The 15,335-nt window shown below is 63.5% G+C and carries 9 protein-coding genes; 6 read left to right on the plus strand and 3 right to left on the minus strand.

Annotated elements, in window-relative coordinates; genetic code table 11:
• Positions 1-864: 864 nt before the first annotated feature.
• Positions 865-1,020, minus strand: a complete 156-nt coding sequence (locus tag NUW13_15520; GenBank protein MCR4440418.1) for a transposase — start codon at positions 1,018-1,020, stop codon at positions 865-867.
• A gap of 1,214 nt (positions 1,021-2,234) precedes the next feature.
• On the opposite strand from NUW13_15520, the gene NUW13_15525 reads away from it, so the two are divergent.
• From NUW13_15525 to NUW13_15540, 4 genes are all read left to right on the plus strand, one after another.
• Positions 2,235-7,934 carry a C25 family cysteine peptidase gene (locus NUW13_15525; GenBank protein ID MCR4440419.1) on the plus strand — a complete coding sequence of 1,900 codons (5,700 nt, stop codon included), beginning with the start codon at positions 2,235-2,237 and terminating at the stop codon, positions 7,932-7,934.
• Between the two features lie 62 nt (positions 7,935-7,996).
• A complete protein-coding gene (locus NUW13_15530; protein MCR4440420.1) occupies positions 7,997-9,214 on the plus strand; it encodes a glycosyltransferase family 4 protein in 1,218 nt (405 codons plus the stop codon).
• Complete coding sequence (locus NUW13_15535; protein MCR4440421.1) at positions 9,211-10,332, plus strand: undecaprenyl/decaprenyl-phosphate alpha-N-acetylglucosaminyl 1-phosphate transferase; 1,122 nt, start codon at positions 9,211-9,213, stop codon at positions 10,330-10,332. The genes NUW13_15530 and NUW13_15535 overlap by 4 nt, the downstream gene beginning before the upstream one ends.
• Before the next feature lie 17 nt (positions 10,333-10,349).
• A complete protein-coding gene (locus tag NUW13_15540) occupies positions 10,350-11,333 on the plus strand; it encodes a GDP-mannose 4,6-dehydratase (protein ID MCR4440422.1) in 984 nt (327 codons plus the stop codon).
• A 475-nt stretch (positions 11,334-11,808) separates the two neighbouring features.
• Here NUW13_15540 and NUW13_15545 read toward each other — a convergent pair whose 3' ends face one another.
• Together NUW13_15545 and NUW13_15550 are read right to left on the minus strand one after the other, a co-directional pair.
• A complete protein-coding gene (locus NUW13_15545) occupies positions 11,809-12,201 on the minus strand; it encodes a hypothetical protein (GenBank protein ID MCR4440423.1) in 393 nt (130 codons plus the stop codon).
• 225 nt (positions 12,202-12,426) lie between these two features.
• The gene (locus NUW13_15550) at positions 12,427-12,747 is read right to left on the minus strand and encodes a hypothetical protein (GenBank protein MCR4440424.1); all 321 of its coding nucleotides are present in this window, start codon (positions 12,745-12,747) and stop codon (positions 12,427-12,429) included.
• A 454-nt stretch (positions 12,748-13,201) separates the two neighbouring features.
• Here NUW13_15550 and NUW13_15555 point away from each other — a divergent pair, with 454 nt between their 5' ends.
• Both NUW13_15555 and NUW13_15560 read left to right on the plus strand, forming a co-directional pair.
• On the plus strand, positions 13,202-14,398 hold the full coding sequence (locus tag NUW13_15555; GenBank protein MCR4440425.1) for a PAS domain S-box protein: 1,197 nt from the start codon (positions 13,202-13,204) through the stop codon (positions 14,396-14,398).
• A 47-nt stretch (positions 14,399-14,445) separates the two neighbouring features.
• Positions 14,446-15,330, plus strand: a complete 885-nt coding sequence (locus NUW13_15560) for a DMT family transporter (GenBank protein ID MCR4440426.1) — start codon at positions 14,446-14,448, stop codon at positions 15,328-15,330.
• The last annotated feature ends 5 nt before the right edge of the window (positions 15,331-15,335 follow it).

Here is a 15,335-nt window from a genome sequence, read left to right on the forward strand (position 1 = left end):
CTCTGGGTGCTGCGAAACGGCCCAAAAGTTACGAATATCTCTCATGCCTTTCAAGCATTTACTTCAAGGATATCCTGCACAAATTCTGGCGAGGAGCCTATTTCTGTTTTGAGCCCTGTTAGAGTTGGTAAATGCAGTGCGCAGAAGCCCCACAACCGCTCAAACGTGCTTTCGCCCGTTGTCAGGCAGAGAAGCTGTGAATAGCGATAAGGAGGTGCCAAATGAGCGACCTAAAGTACGGAGGCTTTTGGCGACGCTTTGCCGCCACTGTAATCGATGGAGCCGTAATAGCCTTTGCCCTTAACCTGTTCGCCGGTCAATTGCGGACGCAACTGTATGCCCTTATCACTGAGTACCATGGTTACCATAGCGTAGAGCAGTACGTTGCAATCTCTACGTTACTGATGTCCATCGTGGTTACGTGGGCTTACTTCAGTGGTATGGAGAGTTCACCGCTCCAGGCCACTATAGGCAAACTGGCAGTAGGGCTATTATATGTCTCCGACCTGCAAGGCCAAAGGATATCCTTGGCACGGGCTACCGCTCGCTTCTTTGGGAAATTTCTGTCAGGGGCGATTCTATCAATAGGATACCTTTTGGCAGGTTTCACTGAAAAGAAGCAAGCCTTACACGATGAGCTATCTGATTGCCTGGTTTTGTCCAGGTAGCGACTGTGTTTCTATGTCAAGGACGCCGAGCCAATAATCTGTTAAGATCCCATGAATGACAGCGCGCGCCCCAACTGTTCTTGCATAACCTGGCCCAACATTGTTTGGCCCCTCACGCGAACTTGTCTACAAACGTGGGCATCTTGAGGCGGCCAGCACAGTGGAGCAACAGGGTAGAATAGACCACTGGGGACCTCTAGCCCCGTGCCCTCATGCTCGTCGCCTTGGCACTGGCATTCATTGCCTCCGCAAGGCCGTTGTCGATGGGAAGCGCAAGGGAGGCTATCATCTTCTCGCGATGCTGCCCAGGGGACGCGGCGAACTGCCGGGTCGGCCGTACTTCTAACGTCATGGCCGAGACCACCCGATGCTCCGGGGGCGCGGCCCCTTCCTTCCGACCGCGCTGCTCCCTCAGATTGCATGCCGCTTCTTAAGAAAAGACGTGGGACTGATTTGCTGATGCGATTGCGGCGGGTGGGCTAACCGGCGTCGCAGGCCTCGACTGCTTTGCCAGTGGTTTGCCGGGTGGGGAGGGCCGCAACACAGGGTTTCACGGTGGCCGCCCGCGACAGGTTCCAGGCAATGGCCATACCCCGGCAGGTGACTGCTCGCCCCCGCCGTAGGGCCGCAATTGGCTCAAACTTCCCACCTCCGTTCTCCCGATGCGCGTGGAGGGCCCGTTCGCAACTTCCCTTTGTGCGCAGCCCAAAGAGTTGTCAAGCGTCGTTACGTTTTTCAAGCAATTTGCTCAGCGCGACTGCGCACGGGCTCTTTAGACAAGCCAGCGGGTCAGCCTCCTGGGTCGTGCCACGCTAATGTTTCCCCAACTCACGGCCCATCGGCCTCTCCGAATCCCTATTCTGTCTATTCGAGCCTGTCACGGTCATCCCTTGCACCGGGGTCTCTTCGACCTTTGCTCCACTCTAATTCGACTTTAACTCCGCTTTAACTTCGCTTCTCCCTTACCGCTCCTCGAGCGAAGCTGGCGGTCGCACCCCACTCCGGAGCACGGTGGGTTTGCCGGTTCTTGCACCGGTTCCAATCCCGACCGCAAGGGTGACCCCGGTGCGGCTGGCTGGGGCGGAGAAGCAAGAAAACAGGAGGGGGCAACCTGCGGGTGGTTCTTACTGGCGCGCGAAGGCGTGACGTGTCCACGCAGACGTGGTTCCCGAGATTCGAGATTTCCCGAGGGCTAACCTCCGGGAGGCTCTCGCAGGCCCGGGAAGGGAGCATGCGGCCAGGGAGACCATGGGGGCCAGCCTTCCCGAGGTGCAGCGGGCCTATCCCCAACGCGGTAGGTTCATGCTCGCCCGAAGGGCGAGTCCCCAAGGTGGTCCCCTTGGGAGTCGCAAAAAGACTTTTGCAGATTCGGAAAATAGTGCTATCTTTTGACGCAATGAAAGACCCGGCGACCGAGAGCACGGTTTGCAGCGCAACCTATACCTCGGGCAAGGGAAGGGTTCTTGATCGGAAAAGGTGACTGCCGTACGCGCACATAGAGCCGCCGTGCTGAGCTTGCTTTGCTTGGCAGCCGCATTGTCCTCCGCCGGACAGCCTCCGCTGCACATGGTCGAGCGGGGAGCGAACTACTGCGTGCTGGAATGGGCGGCCCCCGCGCTTCGCTTCGAGCGCTTGCTGGATGGGGGGGAAGAGGCTCATTTGCCTCTGCTCGGCGATCTGCCCATAGACATTGTCCACGGGGCTTTGGCCCTGCCAGTGGCCGGCCTGGCGGTGGAGGTCCCGCCCGGGGCGAGGGTCACCTTGGTCGTCGCGGACAGCAGTTCCACACCCGTTGCCGGGAACTACCGCCTGCCGTGTGCCGTGCTTGGCCAAGAGCAGGGCCCCGAGGGCATCAGCCGTGTGAGCCATCGTTTTGTCGCCTCTGCGCCATACAGTCAAGGGGACCCGGTTGCGGGAAGGCCATTTGCCATGCTCGACGGGATGGCCACGGTGGCCGGTCACCAGCTCGTCCGGGTGGCGGTGCATCCGCTGCGCTATGATGCGGCCACGGGGAGCATGCGCCTTGTCGAGCGGGCGCGCCTCCGCCTGCAGTGGCAGAGTGCAGAGCAGACCTCCCTGCAGCGGGCGCCTGTGGGGGACGAGGTGAAACGCGTCGCGGCTGACCTCCTGCGCGGCAGGGAGGTGCCGAGGCCGTTGCCCCGAGGTGCTCCTCAGGACGACTATGGCTGGTACGATCCGACGCGGCCCTACTGCAAGCTGTTGCTGGTGGAACAAGGGCTCTACGTGGTCTACGGCCGCGATCTACAGCGGTTGGGCATTCCTGCCGGCGGGGTGGCAGCCAGCACGCTGCGCCTGTACCACAGGGGCGAGGAGATAGCTCTGCACGTGGCCGATGGCGGCGATGGCCTGTTCGACGCGGACGATTGGCTGCTCTTTCCTGCCGAGCGCCGTTGTGGCGACACTAGCTATTTTGCGGCGCAGTCGGACACCAATGTCTACTGGCTGAGCTGGGGAGGATCGATAGGGAGGCGGCTGGCCGCAGCCGTGGCAGCGCCTGCCGGGCAGGATTTCCTCTACTGGTTCACCGACACCCTGCACCTTGAACAAGACCGACATTACTACCAGGGTGACAGCGATGCCGAGGTGCACAACACCTTTGCCACGCCCGGCGAAGGGTGGGTGTGGCACTTCTTTAACCCGGGGGATTCGCTGAGCGTACAGGTGCCGCTGCCGGATTTGGCCTTTGAAGGGGATGCCCTGCGGTTGATGGTGCGCCTGCGCGGCACCACGCTGGACCAGGCGAACCCAGACCACCATGCGCGCCTCTGGTTCAATGGTCGCTTGGCCGCCGATGTTTGGTTTGATAATCGGCAGCTCATCCTTCTCGAGGCGACCGTCCCCACCGCTGGGGCGCGCACCCTGAACGACCTCGCTATTGCCTCGGTCGGCAATACCGGTGCGGTGATCGACCAATTCTACCTCGACTGGATTGAGCTCGTGTACCCGCGTCGGCCCCAGGCGTTGGCAGGGCGGTTCGCTGGCTACCTCCCTGGCAGCGGAGCGCCGCGAAACATCGCCATCCAGGGCTTTTCTTCTGACAGCATCCTCATCGTCGACGTGGGCAAGGGGCGTGTGCTCACGGATGTCCGCCGTTCGACGAGCTGGTGGGCGCGTTTTGTTGTGCTCTCTGCCGGCTACCACGATGGCAACCGCGCCGAGTTTTGGCAGGACGACCAGCCCCTGTGGAGCGGTGGCCGCGGGCACAATCTGCTCGTGCTGGACGGCCAGAGCGGGCAAGTCCTGGACAAGAAGAATTTCGACACCTATGCTTCTCAGGCGAATGCCGATAGCATGGCGACCTACGTGGAGCGTCTGCCCAGCGGTACGGTGGTACTGGTGGCCATCCGCGATGAGGGGAGCGTGGCCATGACGCCGCGAGCGCACACTGCCTTGGAGAGCTTGGGCAGCGCCCTCACGCGGCAGGTGGGCGCGCGCGACTCCTGGGCCCTGATCGGGCGAAAAGGCGCGGCTCCAGGCTCCGTGCCCGAGGCCTTAGCCCCCGCACGCACGGGGCCTGTGCGCCTGGCCGAGGTAGTCTCTTTTCCCTCAGGCGGCAGAGGAGTGACTGCGGTATTCCGCGATTCCTCGGGTGCTGCCCTCCACCTCGTGGCAGCCGACCTGAACGCCCTGAGAAGGCCGGCGCGCATTGTGCTGGATCAGCCCTCGCACCTGCGCTCGCCGCAGAACGCTGCCGACTATCTGCTCATCACCCACCCGCGCTTTGCGGCTGCCGCAGAAGAGCTGGCCGCATTCCGGCGGGCGCACAACGGCTTCGCCGTCGCGACTGTGTTCATCGAGGATGTGTACGACGAGTTTACCTATGGTCTGGCCGAGCCCGCTGCCATCCGACTGCTCATCGAGCACGCCACGGCCCACTGGCAGCGGCCCCCACGCTTCCTCCTCCTGCTTGGCGATGCGTGCTGGGACCCAAAGGGTTTGCTTGCGCAGACGGTGAAGAAGGACTATGTGCCGACCTTCGGAAATCCGGTGAGCGATGCCTGGTTCGCCTGCACCGATGGCCCAGAGGACTTTATGCCGGACCTTTTTGTGGGACGGATTCCTGCGGAGAGCGCGGAGCAGGCCGAGCGCATCGTGCGCAAGATCATCGCCTACGAAGCGGACAGCACACCCGCAGCGTGGAAAAAGCACGTGTTGCTCATCAACGGCGGCTTCGACACTTGGGAGCAACAGCAGTTCGCCCAGCAGTCGCGGCTGCTCGTCGACTCGATCATCGCTAAGCCGCCGGCCTCCTGCCGACCCGTGGTGATAAGCAAGACCTCCCAAGGGTACTTCCAGGGGGAGCATCGCGACGACATCCTGGCGGCTCTCAACAGCGGGGTGCTGTGGGCGAATTTCGTGGGACACGCAGGCACCGGCACCTGGGACCTGGTGTTCAGCTCCACCGACTTGCAGGAGCTGCACAACCAGGGGCGCTATCCATTCGTGACCAGCCTGACCTGCCACACGGCCCGCTTTGCCAATCCCTACACCAACTGCTTCGGGGAGGAGTTCCTCGCACTGCCGCAGAGCGGAGCCGTCGCCTTCTGGGGCACGACCGGATGGAGCTACCTCTTCCACGACCAGGTGCTGGTAACCAATCTGTTCCGCGCCGCGCTCGTCGATACCGTGCACCTCTTGGGCGCCGCCACCACTCTGGCAAAGCTGCGCCTGTGGGAAAGCCTCGGCAATAGTCAGTTCACCAGGAACGTGATTCTACAGTATTCGCTCCTTGGCGACCCGGCTACAGACTTGGCGTTGCCCTCGCTGCCGGACCTGGTAGTCGAGCCTGCTGATTTCTCTCTGACTCCTGCCACGCCCACTGAAGAGGACTCTTTGGTGCAGGTGGCAGTCAGCGTGCACAACTTTGGGCTGGCCACACCTGGCCCTGTGCAGGTGGGGCTCTGGGCACGGTCACCGGGAACCGGCGCATTTCCCGTGGACACCCCAAAGCTCCTGCCTGCCTTGGGGTGGCAGGACTGTGCTTTGTTTGCCTGGCGCCTGGGGGGACGCGGGGGGAGCTTTGATCTGGAGGCCGTGGTCGATCCGGACGACAGCATCCGCGAGGCGCTGGAGACGAACAACCGCGCCACCATCCGCGTGCCTGTGCGCGCCGTGGAGGTGGTGCTGCTCAAGCCTTTCCCCCATGCGCTCCTCGGCGCTCCCCCGACGCTGGAGGTCCTCACGCCGCTGTCCGCCTCAGGGGCGCCTCACTACGTGCAATTCGAACTGGATACGACGGCGGAGTTTTCGTCTGGGGCTTTGCAGCCCTCCCCGGATATTCCGCCTGGCCCACTTTCCACGCGATGGACGCCTGCGCCGCTTGCTGCCGGACGGCGCTACTGCTGGAGGGCAAGGGCCGTCTATGCAAGCGGGCCTGGGCCTTGGCGAGCAACATCCTTCACTCTTGCCGATGGGGGCAGAGAGATGCGCTGGCAGCAGTACTTTCCCGTGCAGGTAGATGCGGGCGCTTTTCAGGGGGCAGAACAGACGGCCACAGGGGTGCGGCTGGCGCAGGGAAAGGTGGTTCTGCGGGTCGAATCGGCAGGGTACAACGACGGGCAGTACGCGCGGCTCTTGGTTGGCGGCAGCCCGGCGCTGGCCCAAGGACGTGGCCACAACGTGGCCGTCGTGCATCCAGGTAACGGGCAGGTGATCCAGGCCATGGCCTTCGACACCTACGAGTCGCCTGCTGAGGCGCAGCGGCTGGCCGGGTTTGTGGCGCAGATACCGGAAGGCATGCTTGTCCTGGCAGCCATTGCCGATGAGGGCAGCCGCAGCATGAACGAGGCGGCATACCAGGCGCTGGAATCGATAGGGAGCGCGCTCTGTCGACAGGTGGGGGCCCGCGACTCCTGGGCCATCATCGGCACGAAGGGCGCGGCGCCCGGGAGTGTACCCGAGAAGCTGGTGAAGCGCGGCCAGGGTGTGGCGGTGTTACAGGACAGCCTATTCTTCCACATTGCCCAAGGGACTCTGCAGTCGCCACTCATCGGCCCGGCTACCCGCTGGCAGAAAGTGCAATGGCAGGCAGAGGAGCCGGCTCCCTGCACGGCGGTGGCGGTAGCCGTGGAGGCCTACGACCGGACCTCAGGTACCTGGCTGACCGTGCAAGAGGGCAGTGGCGCACAGGGAACCCTTGACCTCAGCCAGCTTGATGCGCAACGCTTCAGGTTGCTGAGGGTGCGCGCCGAGCTATCCACCAGCGACGGCCGCTGGTCGCCTACTCTGCAGTGGTGGGCCACCTCCTTTACCCCCGCAGCGGAGCTGGCGGCGCTTCCCCTCCGGGTGGCGCCGAGCGGCAGTGTGGTGGCTGGCGACCCTGTGCAGCTCGAGCTCGAATTGCACAACCTCGGCTACGCTCCTGCGGAAAAGGTGGTGGTTTGGTGGAGCCAGGTCAGCCAGGCCAAGGAGGAGCTGTTCGGCGCCGACACGCTGCGACGTCCCCTTGCTCCGGACAGCGCCGCAGTCGTGCGGCGCGTGTGGCCCACTGCGCGGCTGGCAGGCAGTTACGAGCTCCGCGCCAAGGTCGATCCAGCCGACCAGATCGGCGAGCCGGTTGAATTCAACAACAATCAGTCCTGCCTCGTGGAGGTGCTAAGGGATTCGCTCGCGCCGGCCATCGAGCTGCTCGCGGACGGTCGTGCCATTGCCGCGGGTGAGTTCGTCAGTGCTCGCCCGCAGATTCTGGTGCGCCTGTACGACAATACCGGAGGGGCCCTCACCGACACTTCTGGCCTGCACCTTCTCCTGGACGGGAATCGCCTCTCCTTCGCAGGTGTCGAGCCCCGTTTGCAGCTTCTGCCGCCCGACCCTGCCGGCGACCAGCGCCTGAAAGGCTCCGTTGTGTGCCAGCCGACCTTGAACACGGGCCGCCACGAGATAGAGGTGCTGTTCACCGACCCGAACGGCAATACCTCCCACCTTCGCGTGGACTTTCAGGTGGCTGAGCGCCTGGAACTGCGCGAGGTGGTGAACTTCCCGAACCCGTTCCGCGCGGGCACAGATTTCTGCTATGTACTCACCGCGCCGGCAGACGAGGTGAACATTCGCGTCTACACCCTGGCCGGCAGGCTGATCAAGACGCTGCGCGACGCGCCAGGCGCAGCCGGCTTCAACCGCGTGCATTGGGACGGTCGGGACGAGGACGGCGACGAACTGGCCAACGGCGTGTACCTCTACAAAGTCACTGCGACGCAGGAGGGAAAACAGGTGGCGGTGATTGGCAAGGCCGTGGTGGCGCGATAGCATGGGCCAGTGTTCTGAGAGAAAGAAGCTTCTGCGGCATCGAGGAATCTACCTGGGCTGACGTGAACGTCCTCTATCTTTCGCAATACTTCCCCCCGGAGGTGGGGGCCACGCAGAATCGCGCCTACGAGATGGCGACGAACTTGGTGCGCATGGGGCACAAGGTGACGGTCCTGACCGAGGTGCCGAACCACCCGAAGGGGGTCATTCACGCGGGCTACCGGGGCAAATTAGCGGTGCGCGAAAAGCTTGAGGGCGTAGAGGTCTTGCGCGTCTGGGTGATGACTTCGCCGCACAAGACCTTTGCCACGCGCCTGGCGTTCTACTTGTCGTTTGCCGTGATGGCCTCGCTGGCAGGCATGCTTGAGCGCAAGCGTTACGACGTGGTCTTTGCCACCTCGCCGCCTCTCTTCGCCGGGGCAGCGGGCCTGATCATCGCGCGTACTCGCCGCACGCGGTTTGTCTTCGAGGTGCGGGATGTGTGGCCACTCTCGGCAGTGGAGCTGGGCGAGATACGCAGCCGTGCCTATGCCCGCTTGGCCGAAAAGTTGGAGATGGCCCTTTACCGGAACGCGCTGGCTGTGCCGGTGGTGACCAGAGGCATCCTCGACGTGCTCCGTGCCCGAGGCGTTGCTGAGGAGAAGCTGGTCTTCATCCCTAACGGCACGAACACCGAACTGTTTTATGACCGTGGCCAGCGGGTGCGCACCGAGTGGGGCCTGAGGGACGAATTCGTGGTCATGTATGCCGGCATCTTCGGCATTGCCCAGGGGATGGAAGTGCTATGTCAAGCGGCCCGTCTCTTGAAGCAGCAGTCCCACATCCGCTTTGTCCTTGTCGGCGAGGGACCGATCAAGGAGCGCGTGCGCGCCTTGGCGCAGCAGTGGCGGCTTGCCAATCTGCTTCTCCTGGACGAGGTGCCCCGTGAGCGCATTCCGGAGTTCATCTCGGCAGCAGATGCCTGCATCGTGCCGCTGAAGAAGAAGCCACTCTTCACGGGCGCCTTGCCCTCCAAGATGTTCGACGCCTGGGCCTGCAGCAGGCCGGTGCTCTTGGCGGTGGACGGGGAAGCACGCCGCGTGCTGGAAGAGGCTCAGGGGGGAGTCTTTGTGGAACCCGAGGATGCCGAGGCCCTTGCGCGGGCGATCGTGCGCCTGGCAAAAGACCGTAGTCTGGCGCGCCGCTTGGGGGCTAACGGCAGGCGCTACGCGGAGCGGCATTTTTCGCGCCGCGCCCAGGCCGAGAGGCTGGCACACCTTTTGGAGGCGCTTGTGCGATGACTTGGCAGTTCAAAGCCTTGCTCTATGCTTACGTGCTGCTCAGCTCGCTGGGGCTGGCACTGCTGCTGGTGCCGTGCTGCCGGCGTGTTGCCTTGCACTTGGGAGTACTCGACCGGCCCATCTCGCGCAAGGCGCACGCGCGACCTATGCCGCTCTTGGGCGGCGTTGCCATGTACGCGACCTTTGTCCTTGTCGTGCTGGCGAACATCGGCCTTTTCTTCTTGCTGGGCTCCCATCCGCTGGTGGCGGAGCATCTGGCGCCGCTCATGGCGCAGAGCTCCCGCTTGCGCCATGTCTTGCCCAAGGTGCTTGGCATTCTCCTGGGCGCCACTGTGGTCACGGGCGTCGGCACGGCCGACGACCTGACCGGCATCCACTTTTCACCGCGGGTGAAACTTGCCGGGCAGACCGTGGCTGCCCTCGTGGCCAATGCCGTGGGCATACGCACCAGCTTTATGCCGGGCGTGGCTTTGGACTGTCTCATATCGCTCCTTTGGATCGTGGGCATAACCAACTCCTTCAACCTCTTGGACAACACCGACGGTGCGGCCGCCGGGATTGCTGCGATCGCCGCCAGCGTGCTCTTTGCCGTGGTGGCGCTGCAAGGTCAGGTCTTCACCGCGCTGATGCTTGCCACCCTGGTAGGCACGGTGTTGGGCTTCCTGCGCTACAACTTTTACCCGGCCAGCATCTTCATGGGCGACGCGGGCAGCCTGTTCATGGGCTATGTGGTTGCCTGTCTGACCCTGGTGGGCTCGTACGTGGTGCCAGGCAGTCCGGGCCTATTGCCGGTCATCTTGCCGCTGTTGGTGCTTGGGGTGCCTCTCTTCGACACGTTTTCCGTGGTGTTTATCCGTCTTCGCGAAGGGCGCCCGATCTGGGTCGGCGACCGCTGCCACTTCTCCCACCGGCTGATGGACATGGGTATGACGCCCAGGCAGGCAGTGCTCTTCTTGTACCTGGTGACCTTTGGCGTGGGCGTGGGGGCCGCGCTCTTGCCCAGCCTCAACGTCTGGCAGAGCGTGCTGGTGCTCCTGAATGAGCTCGTCATCTTTGCCATTATCGTTTCCCTGATGCACATCCGGCAGCAGAGAAGGGTATCCAAGGAAGAGGACTGAACAGGAGAGGAGTGCGTATGCGCATATTAGTGACGGGCGGCGCAGGGTTTATCGGCTCGCACCTCTGCGAGGAGCTGCTGCGCCGCGGCTACGAGGTGTGGGCCATCGACGACCTGTCCACGGGCACGCTCAAGAATATCCAGCACTTGCGGGACAATCCGCGCTTCCACGTGGCCGTGGAGACCATCCTCAACGAGACGGTGATGGACCGGCTGGTGTCGGAGTGCAACATCATCTACCATCTGGCTGCGGCGGTGGGGGTCGAACTCATCGTCAGCAAGCCGGTGGAGGTCATCGAGACGAACATCTTAGGCACGCATGTGGTGCTGCGCTTGGCTAACCGCTACCTGCGGAAGGTGCTCATCACCTCGACCTCGGAGATCTACGGCAAGAGCGAAGCGGTGCCGTTCAAGGAAGACGACGACCGGTTGTTGGGGCCCACCACCAAGAGCCGTTGGAGCTACTCGGCCTCCAAGGGCATCGACGAGTTCCTTGCCCTCGCCTACCACAAGCAGAAGGGGTTGCGCACGGTCATTGCGCGGCTGTTCAACACCGTGGGCCCGCGGCAGACCGGACGCTACGGCATGGTGATCCCGCGCATGGTAGGCCAGGCCCTGCGCGGCGAGCCCATCACCGTGTACGGCGACGGCTCGCAGGTGCGCTGCTTCACCTATGTCGCCGACGTGGTGGAGGCGCTCATTGCCTTGGCAGAGCATCCGGCCGCAGAGGGGCAGATCTACAATGTCGGCAACAACCAGGCGATCACCATTGCCGAGTTGGCAGAGCGCATCAAACGACTGTCAGGCTCCAGCTCGGAGATTGTCTACATCCCCTACGAGAAGGCTTATGAGGCCGGGTTTGAGGACATGCGCGTGCGTGTGCCGGACTTGACCAAGATCCGGCAACTCATCGGCTACCAGCCCAAGTTTGGCCTCGACGAGATCCTGCAACAGGTCATCGACTACACACGGGAGCAGATGAGGCAGCAAGGGGCCTGCTGAACAGGGGAGGCGCCTATTTCGAAGCCGCACGGGCTCAAGGAGGGAACCAAGCCCTGGCCAGGCTTTCCGAGGACTTTGGCGCAACGGCCAGAGGGAGAAAAGCCCACCTTCTCCACGATTAGCGCCAAGTCTCCCGTGAAGGCCCATATCTTTGGCTTTCCGGCTCCGGGGGAGTCGCCACAGTGGGCCTGCGCAGGCTGAGGGCGCGGCGTCGGTCGCTACCGCCCCCGTGTTCGTTATGCACGCCAGCGTGTCGTGACCTTCGAAGCCTGCAAGTGCCCGCTGATTTTGCCAGCGAGGCGCTTCGTTTGTGATCCGCTCCAGCGCGAGGGAACGGCACACAGGCGGACAGGCTCGCGCCGGCGACATGGCGCAGCCGACCTGTGCGCCGAGAGCGCCTGTTTCCCCACGTTTGGGTTCTCCCCAGCTCAGAAAAGGCCTGGGCCAGGCAGGTGGCGAGAATTGGCAAGGCGCTTCAGCGCAGGAAGCCGAACAGAGTGCGCACGCTGCGCCCGATGGCCACCACGCCGAGGGCGCGCATGCCCACCGCCAACACGCCGATCGCCACGTAGCCGATGGCCAGAGCGGATACGCTGACCCCGCCTATGCCGAACACACTCACCGTAAGCAGGCCCGCGCCGGCGATGCTTACTCCTGCCACTCCGAGGGTGAGAAAGCCCAGCGCCAAGACCCCGGTTGCCGAGAAGATGCCGATCGCCACCACGCCCGTGGCCTTGGTGCCGATGGCGATGATGCCCCGCGCATGGCGGAGCTGTCCGTCAGGAGTCTCCGGCCCGAGGTTGATGCTCAGAAGGGGCAGACTACCGAGCCGCCGCCGGGATTGATACTCGTGCGGCTGCAGAGCCAAAGAGGCGGCAAGGTGTCGCAGGCCATCGATGAACCTGTGGAGCGCCGAACCCGACTCCGCCGCAGACCCGGAGCCCTTCGCCCTTGTTCGTGCCCTCTTTTCCCTCCCTCAGTGCAGGTAAACTTCCTGAACCTGGCGATTTGCTCGTGTATACGGCCTATGGGTGACAATGTTCGCCTCTATCTGCAGCACAAAGAGCACGAGCATGACTAGGCCCTGCGTGGGTCAGGTTTCCCAGCTCATGACCACGAAGCCAAAGCTCATGGCAAAGTACACCATGAGATACGGCGCCAACAGGCTCCACTCCTGGCCGAAGGGAAGGCGCGGCACAAGCCAAACAGATCCTCGAAAGCCAAACGCCAAGAGCATGCTCAGGAAAACGGTGTATTGCACTCCCAGCGGCTGACCGCGCGCGAGAAGCAGGGCACAGGCCGCAGGCATGGCCAAGAGAAGATGCGTCCAGCCGAGGTGCTCCAGCAGCACCATGTGCCGTGCGCGAAGGATGAAAACCGCAATGAGCAGCACATTGTGCGCAACAGCCAGCACAGAGTCGTTGCACCCTGCTCCCTCCCCTGTGGTGCGCGAGTTGGCTCGGGCAGGTCTTCTCGTCTCGTGCCAATGCGTAGCCGATCCAGGGGCTTGGCCCGGCTTGAAGGAGCCATGCCGCGTGTACCCGAGGGGAAGGCACCACGCAGCGAGCGGCCGAGTTAGCCTGCCGCATGTGCGGGGCGTACAGCACCGGTTCGAGGTTTGGACACGAGCTTCCTCTCCAGGTTCGTGCCGTCCTCGCCTTGCTGCCGGGCCGTGCGCAAATGCACGGTGGCCGAGCCATTGTCAAGACATTTTTCCGGGCTGCCAACAGTGGCGATGGCTCCGAGCGCAGCCGCAACGGCACACATTTCTGCTTGATTTTCCTGCGCGATTTTGCTACTTTGCAGTGACCGTGAACACGTCCCCGCGCTGCGCCGCGGGGTTTCCCTATCTTTTCGAGGTGCAAGCAGTGGTGACATCCGCAAGTAAGGCACAGAAGTATGAGCGAGAGCTGGCCGAATATGCTGCCCGGCTCCGCGACCTTTTTGCCGAAATGACCGCCGACCTGCGCAAGTCCGAGCACCTGTACCGCTCCATCGTGGACGGCGCAACGGACGCCATCATGACCGTGGACCGCAACCTGCGTGTGCTCTCCTGGAACAAGGGCGCCGAGGAGGTGTTCGGCTACACCGAACAGGAGGCGTTGGGCAAGACCCTGGATGACCTGATCATCCGGCCGGACGTCGGCCCTTCCAGTGACTATGTCAACAGCCAGATTCGCGCCGGCAAGGCGGTGCGCGTCTACGAGGCGGTGCGCTACACCAAGGACGGCCAGCCGCGCAGCGTCCTCATCTCGGCCACACCCATCCTCGGCGACGACGGCACGGTGCAGTTCGTCTCGCTCATCTACAAGGACATTACCGAGCAGAAGAGGGCGCAGGAGCAGCTCATCCAGTCAGAGAAGCAGGCCACCCTCGGTGTGATCGCCGGCAGCATCGGCCACGAGCTCAACAACTTGGTCAGCGGCCTGCTGGTGGAAACGCAGCTCCTGCTGCGCCGCGCCGACAACCCAGAAGAAGGGCGAAAGATAGGCCAGCGCCTGCTTACCCACCTGGAGAAGGTGGCGCTCCACGGCCGCAACCTGCTGTCGTTGAGCAAGCCGGCTCGGCCCCAACTGCAGAGCATGGACCTGACCGAGGTACTGGCGGACACCACCGACACACTGGTGCTCAGCGGGGTGCTGAAGCGCTTCCGCATTGAGAAGCACTTTGCGCCAAATCTGCCGGCGGTGTGCGGCGACCGCAACCAGATCGAGCAAGTGATCCGCAACTTGGAGATCAACGCTGCCCACGCCATGAAGAGCGATGGCGCGCTCACCGTCTCCACCTCTTTGACGGAAGACGGCAACTTTGTGCGCATGGTGATCGAGGACAATGGCCAGGGGATTCCCGACGAGATCAAGGACAAGATCTTCGAGCCCTTTTTCACCACGAAGGCAGAGGGGGAGGGGACCGGCCTCGGTTTGCCCATCGTCAAGCAGATTGTCGAGTCCCATGGAGGCCGCTTCTATCTGGAAAGCCAGGTGGGGGTGGGCACACGCGCCATCGTGGAAATCCCTGTGGCCAAGCAGGAAGCCCGCCGCGTGAGCAACGGGAGGGGTGCTTGAGCACAGCTGGCAACCTCAAGGGCGAGCGCAGAGGGAAGGCATAGCACGTGGGCGAATTGGCTGCGCTGGCTACTGCCGCCTGTTGGGCGCTGGGAACGACCCTGTTTGGCGAGGCGAGCAAGCGGGTCGGTGCCTTCGCCACCAACTTGCTGCGCATTCCCATGGGGGCGTTCTTCCTTGTCTCCACCCTTTTCCTGAGCCGTGGCGTGCTTTGGCCCACCTGGGCCACGTCGCGCCAAGTGGCGCTGCTTACCGCCAGCTCCTTTCTCGGCCTGGCCATGGGCGACGCGCTGTTCTTTCGCTCAGTGGTGCTCTTAGGGCCGCGCCTTGCCACTTTGCTGAGCACGCTGGCGCCGCCGGTGGCGGCAGTCGCGGCGCGAATGGTGCTCCAGGAACGCCTCAGCGCGCTTGCCGTGGCCGGCATGGTGGTCACTCTGGCCGGAGTGGTGTGGGTGGTGTCCGAGCGGAACTCCGCTGCCCGGACCGCCAAGGGGGTGAATGTCGAAGGTGTGGCAGCAGGTGTCGGAGCGGCCGCTGCCCAAGGGGTGGGGCTGGTGTTGTCCAAGATGGCCATGGGTAACAGCCTGGATGCGCTCTCTGCCACGGTGATTCGCGTGACCACCGCAGTGGTGGGCGTGTGGGCCTTGGCGCTGGTTGCCGGACGCGCCCAGGCCGGCGTGCGTGCCCTGCGCAACCGCCAGGCGCTCGCCTTCATGACCGGCGGCGGCGTTGTCGGGCCGTTTCTGGGCAGCTGGCTGATGTTGACCTCCGTGAAGCTGACCGCCACCGGCATCGCCTCCACGCTCATGGCGACCACGCCCATCCTCATCATCCCGGTGGTGCGGGTGGTCTACAAGGAAAGGGCGTCGTCACGCGCCTGGCTCGGCGCCTTAGTCGCCGTGGCGGGCGTCGGACTCCTTTTTGCCGGCTGACAGCG

Source organism: candidate division KSB1 bacterium, from assembly GCA_024655945.1.
Lineage (GTDB): Bacteria > Zhuqueibacterota > Zhuqueibacteria > JANLFK01 > Oleimicrobiaceae > Oleimicrobium.

Bases quoted from the DNA above. Each gene is read 5' to 3' on its own strand.
- NUW13_15520 (MCR4440418.1), bottom strand. From the start codon at position 1,020: ATGACGTTAGAAGTACGGCCGACCCGGCAGTTCGCCGCGTCCCCTGGG.
- NUW13_15525 (MCR4440419.1), top strand. From the start codon at position 2,235: ATGGTCGAGCGGGGAGCGAACTACTGCGTGCTGGAATGGGCGGCCCCC.
- NUW13_15535 (MCR4440421.1), top strand. From the start codon at position 9,211: ATGACTTGGCAGTTCAAAGCCTTGCTCTATGCTTACGTGCTGCTCAGC.
- NUW13_15540 (MCR4440422.1), top strand. From the start codon at position 10,350: ATGCGCATATTAGTGACGGGCGGCGCAGGGTTTATCGGCTCGCACCTC.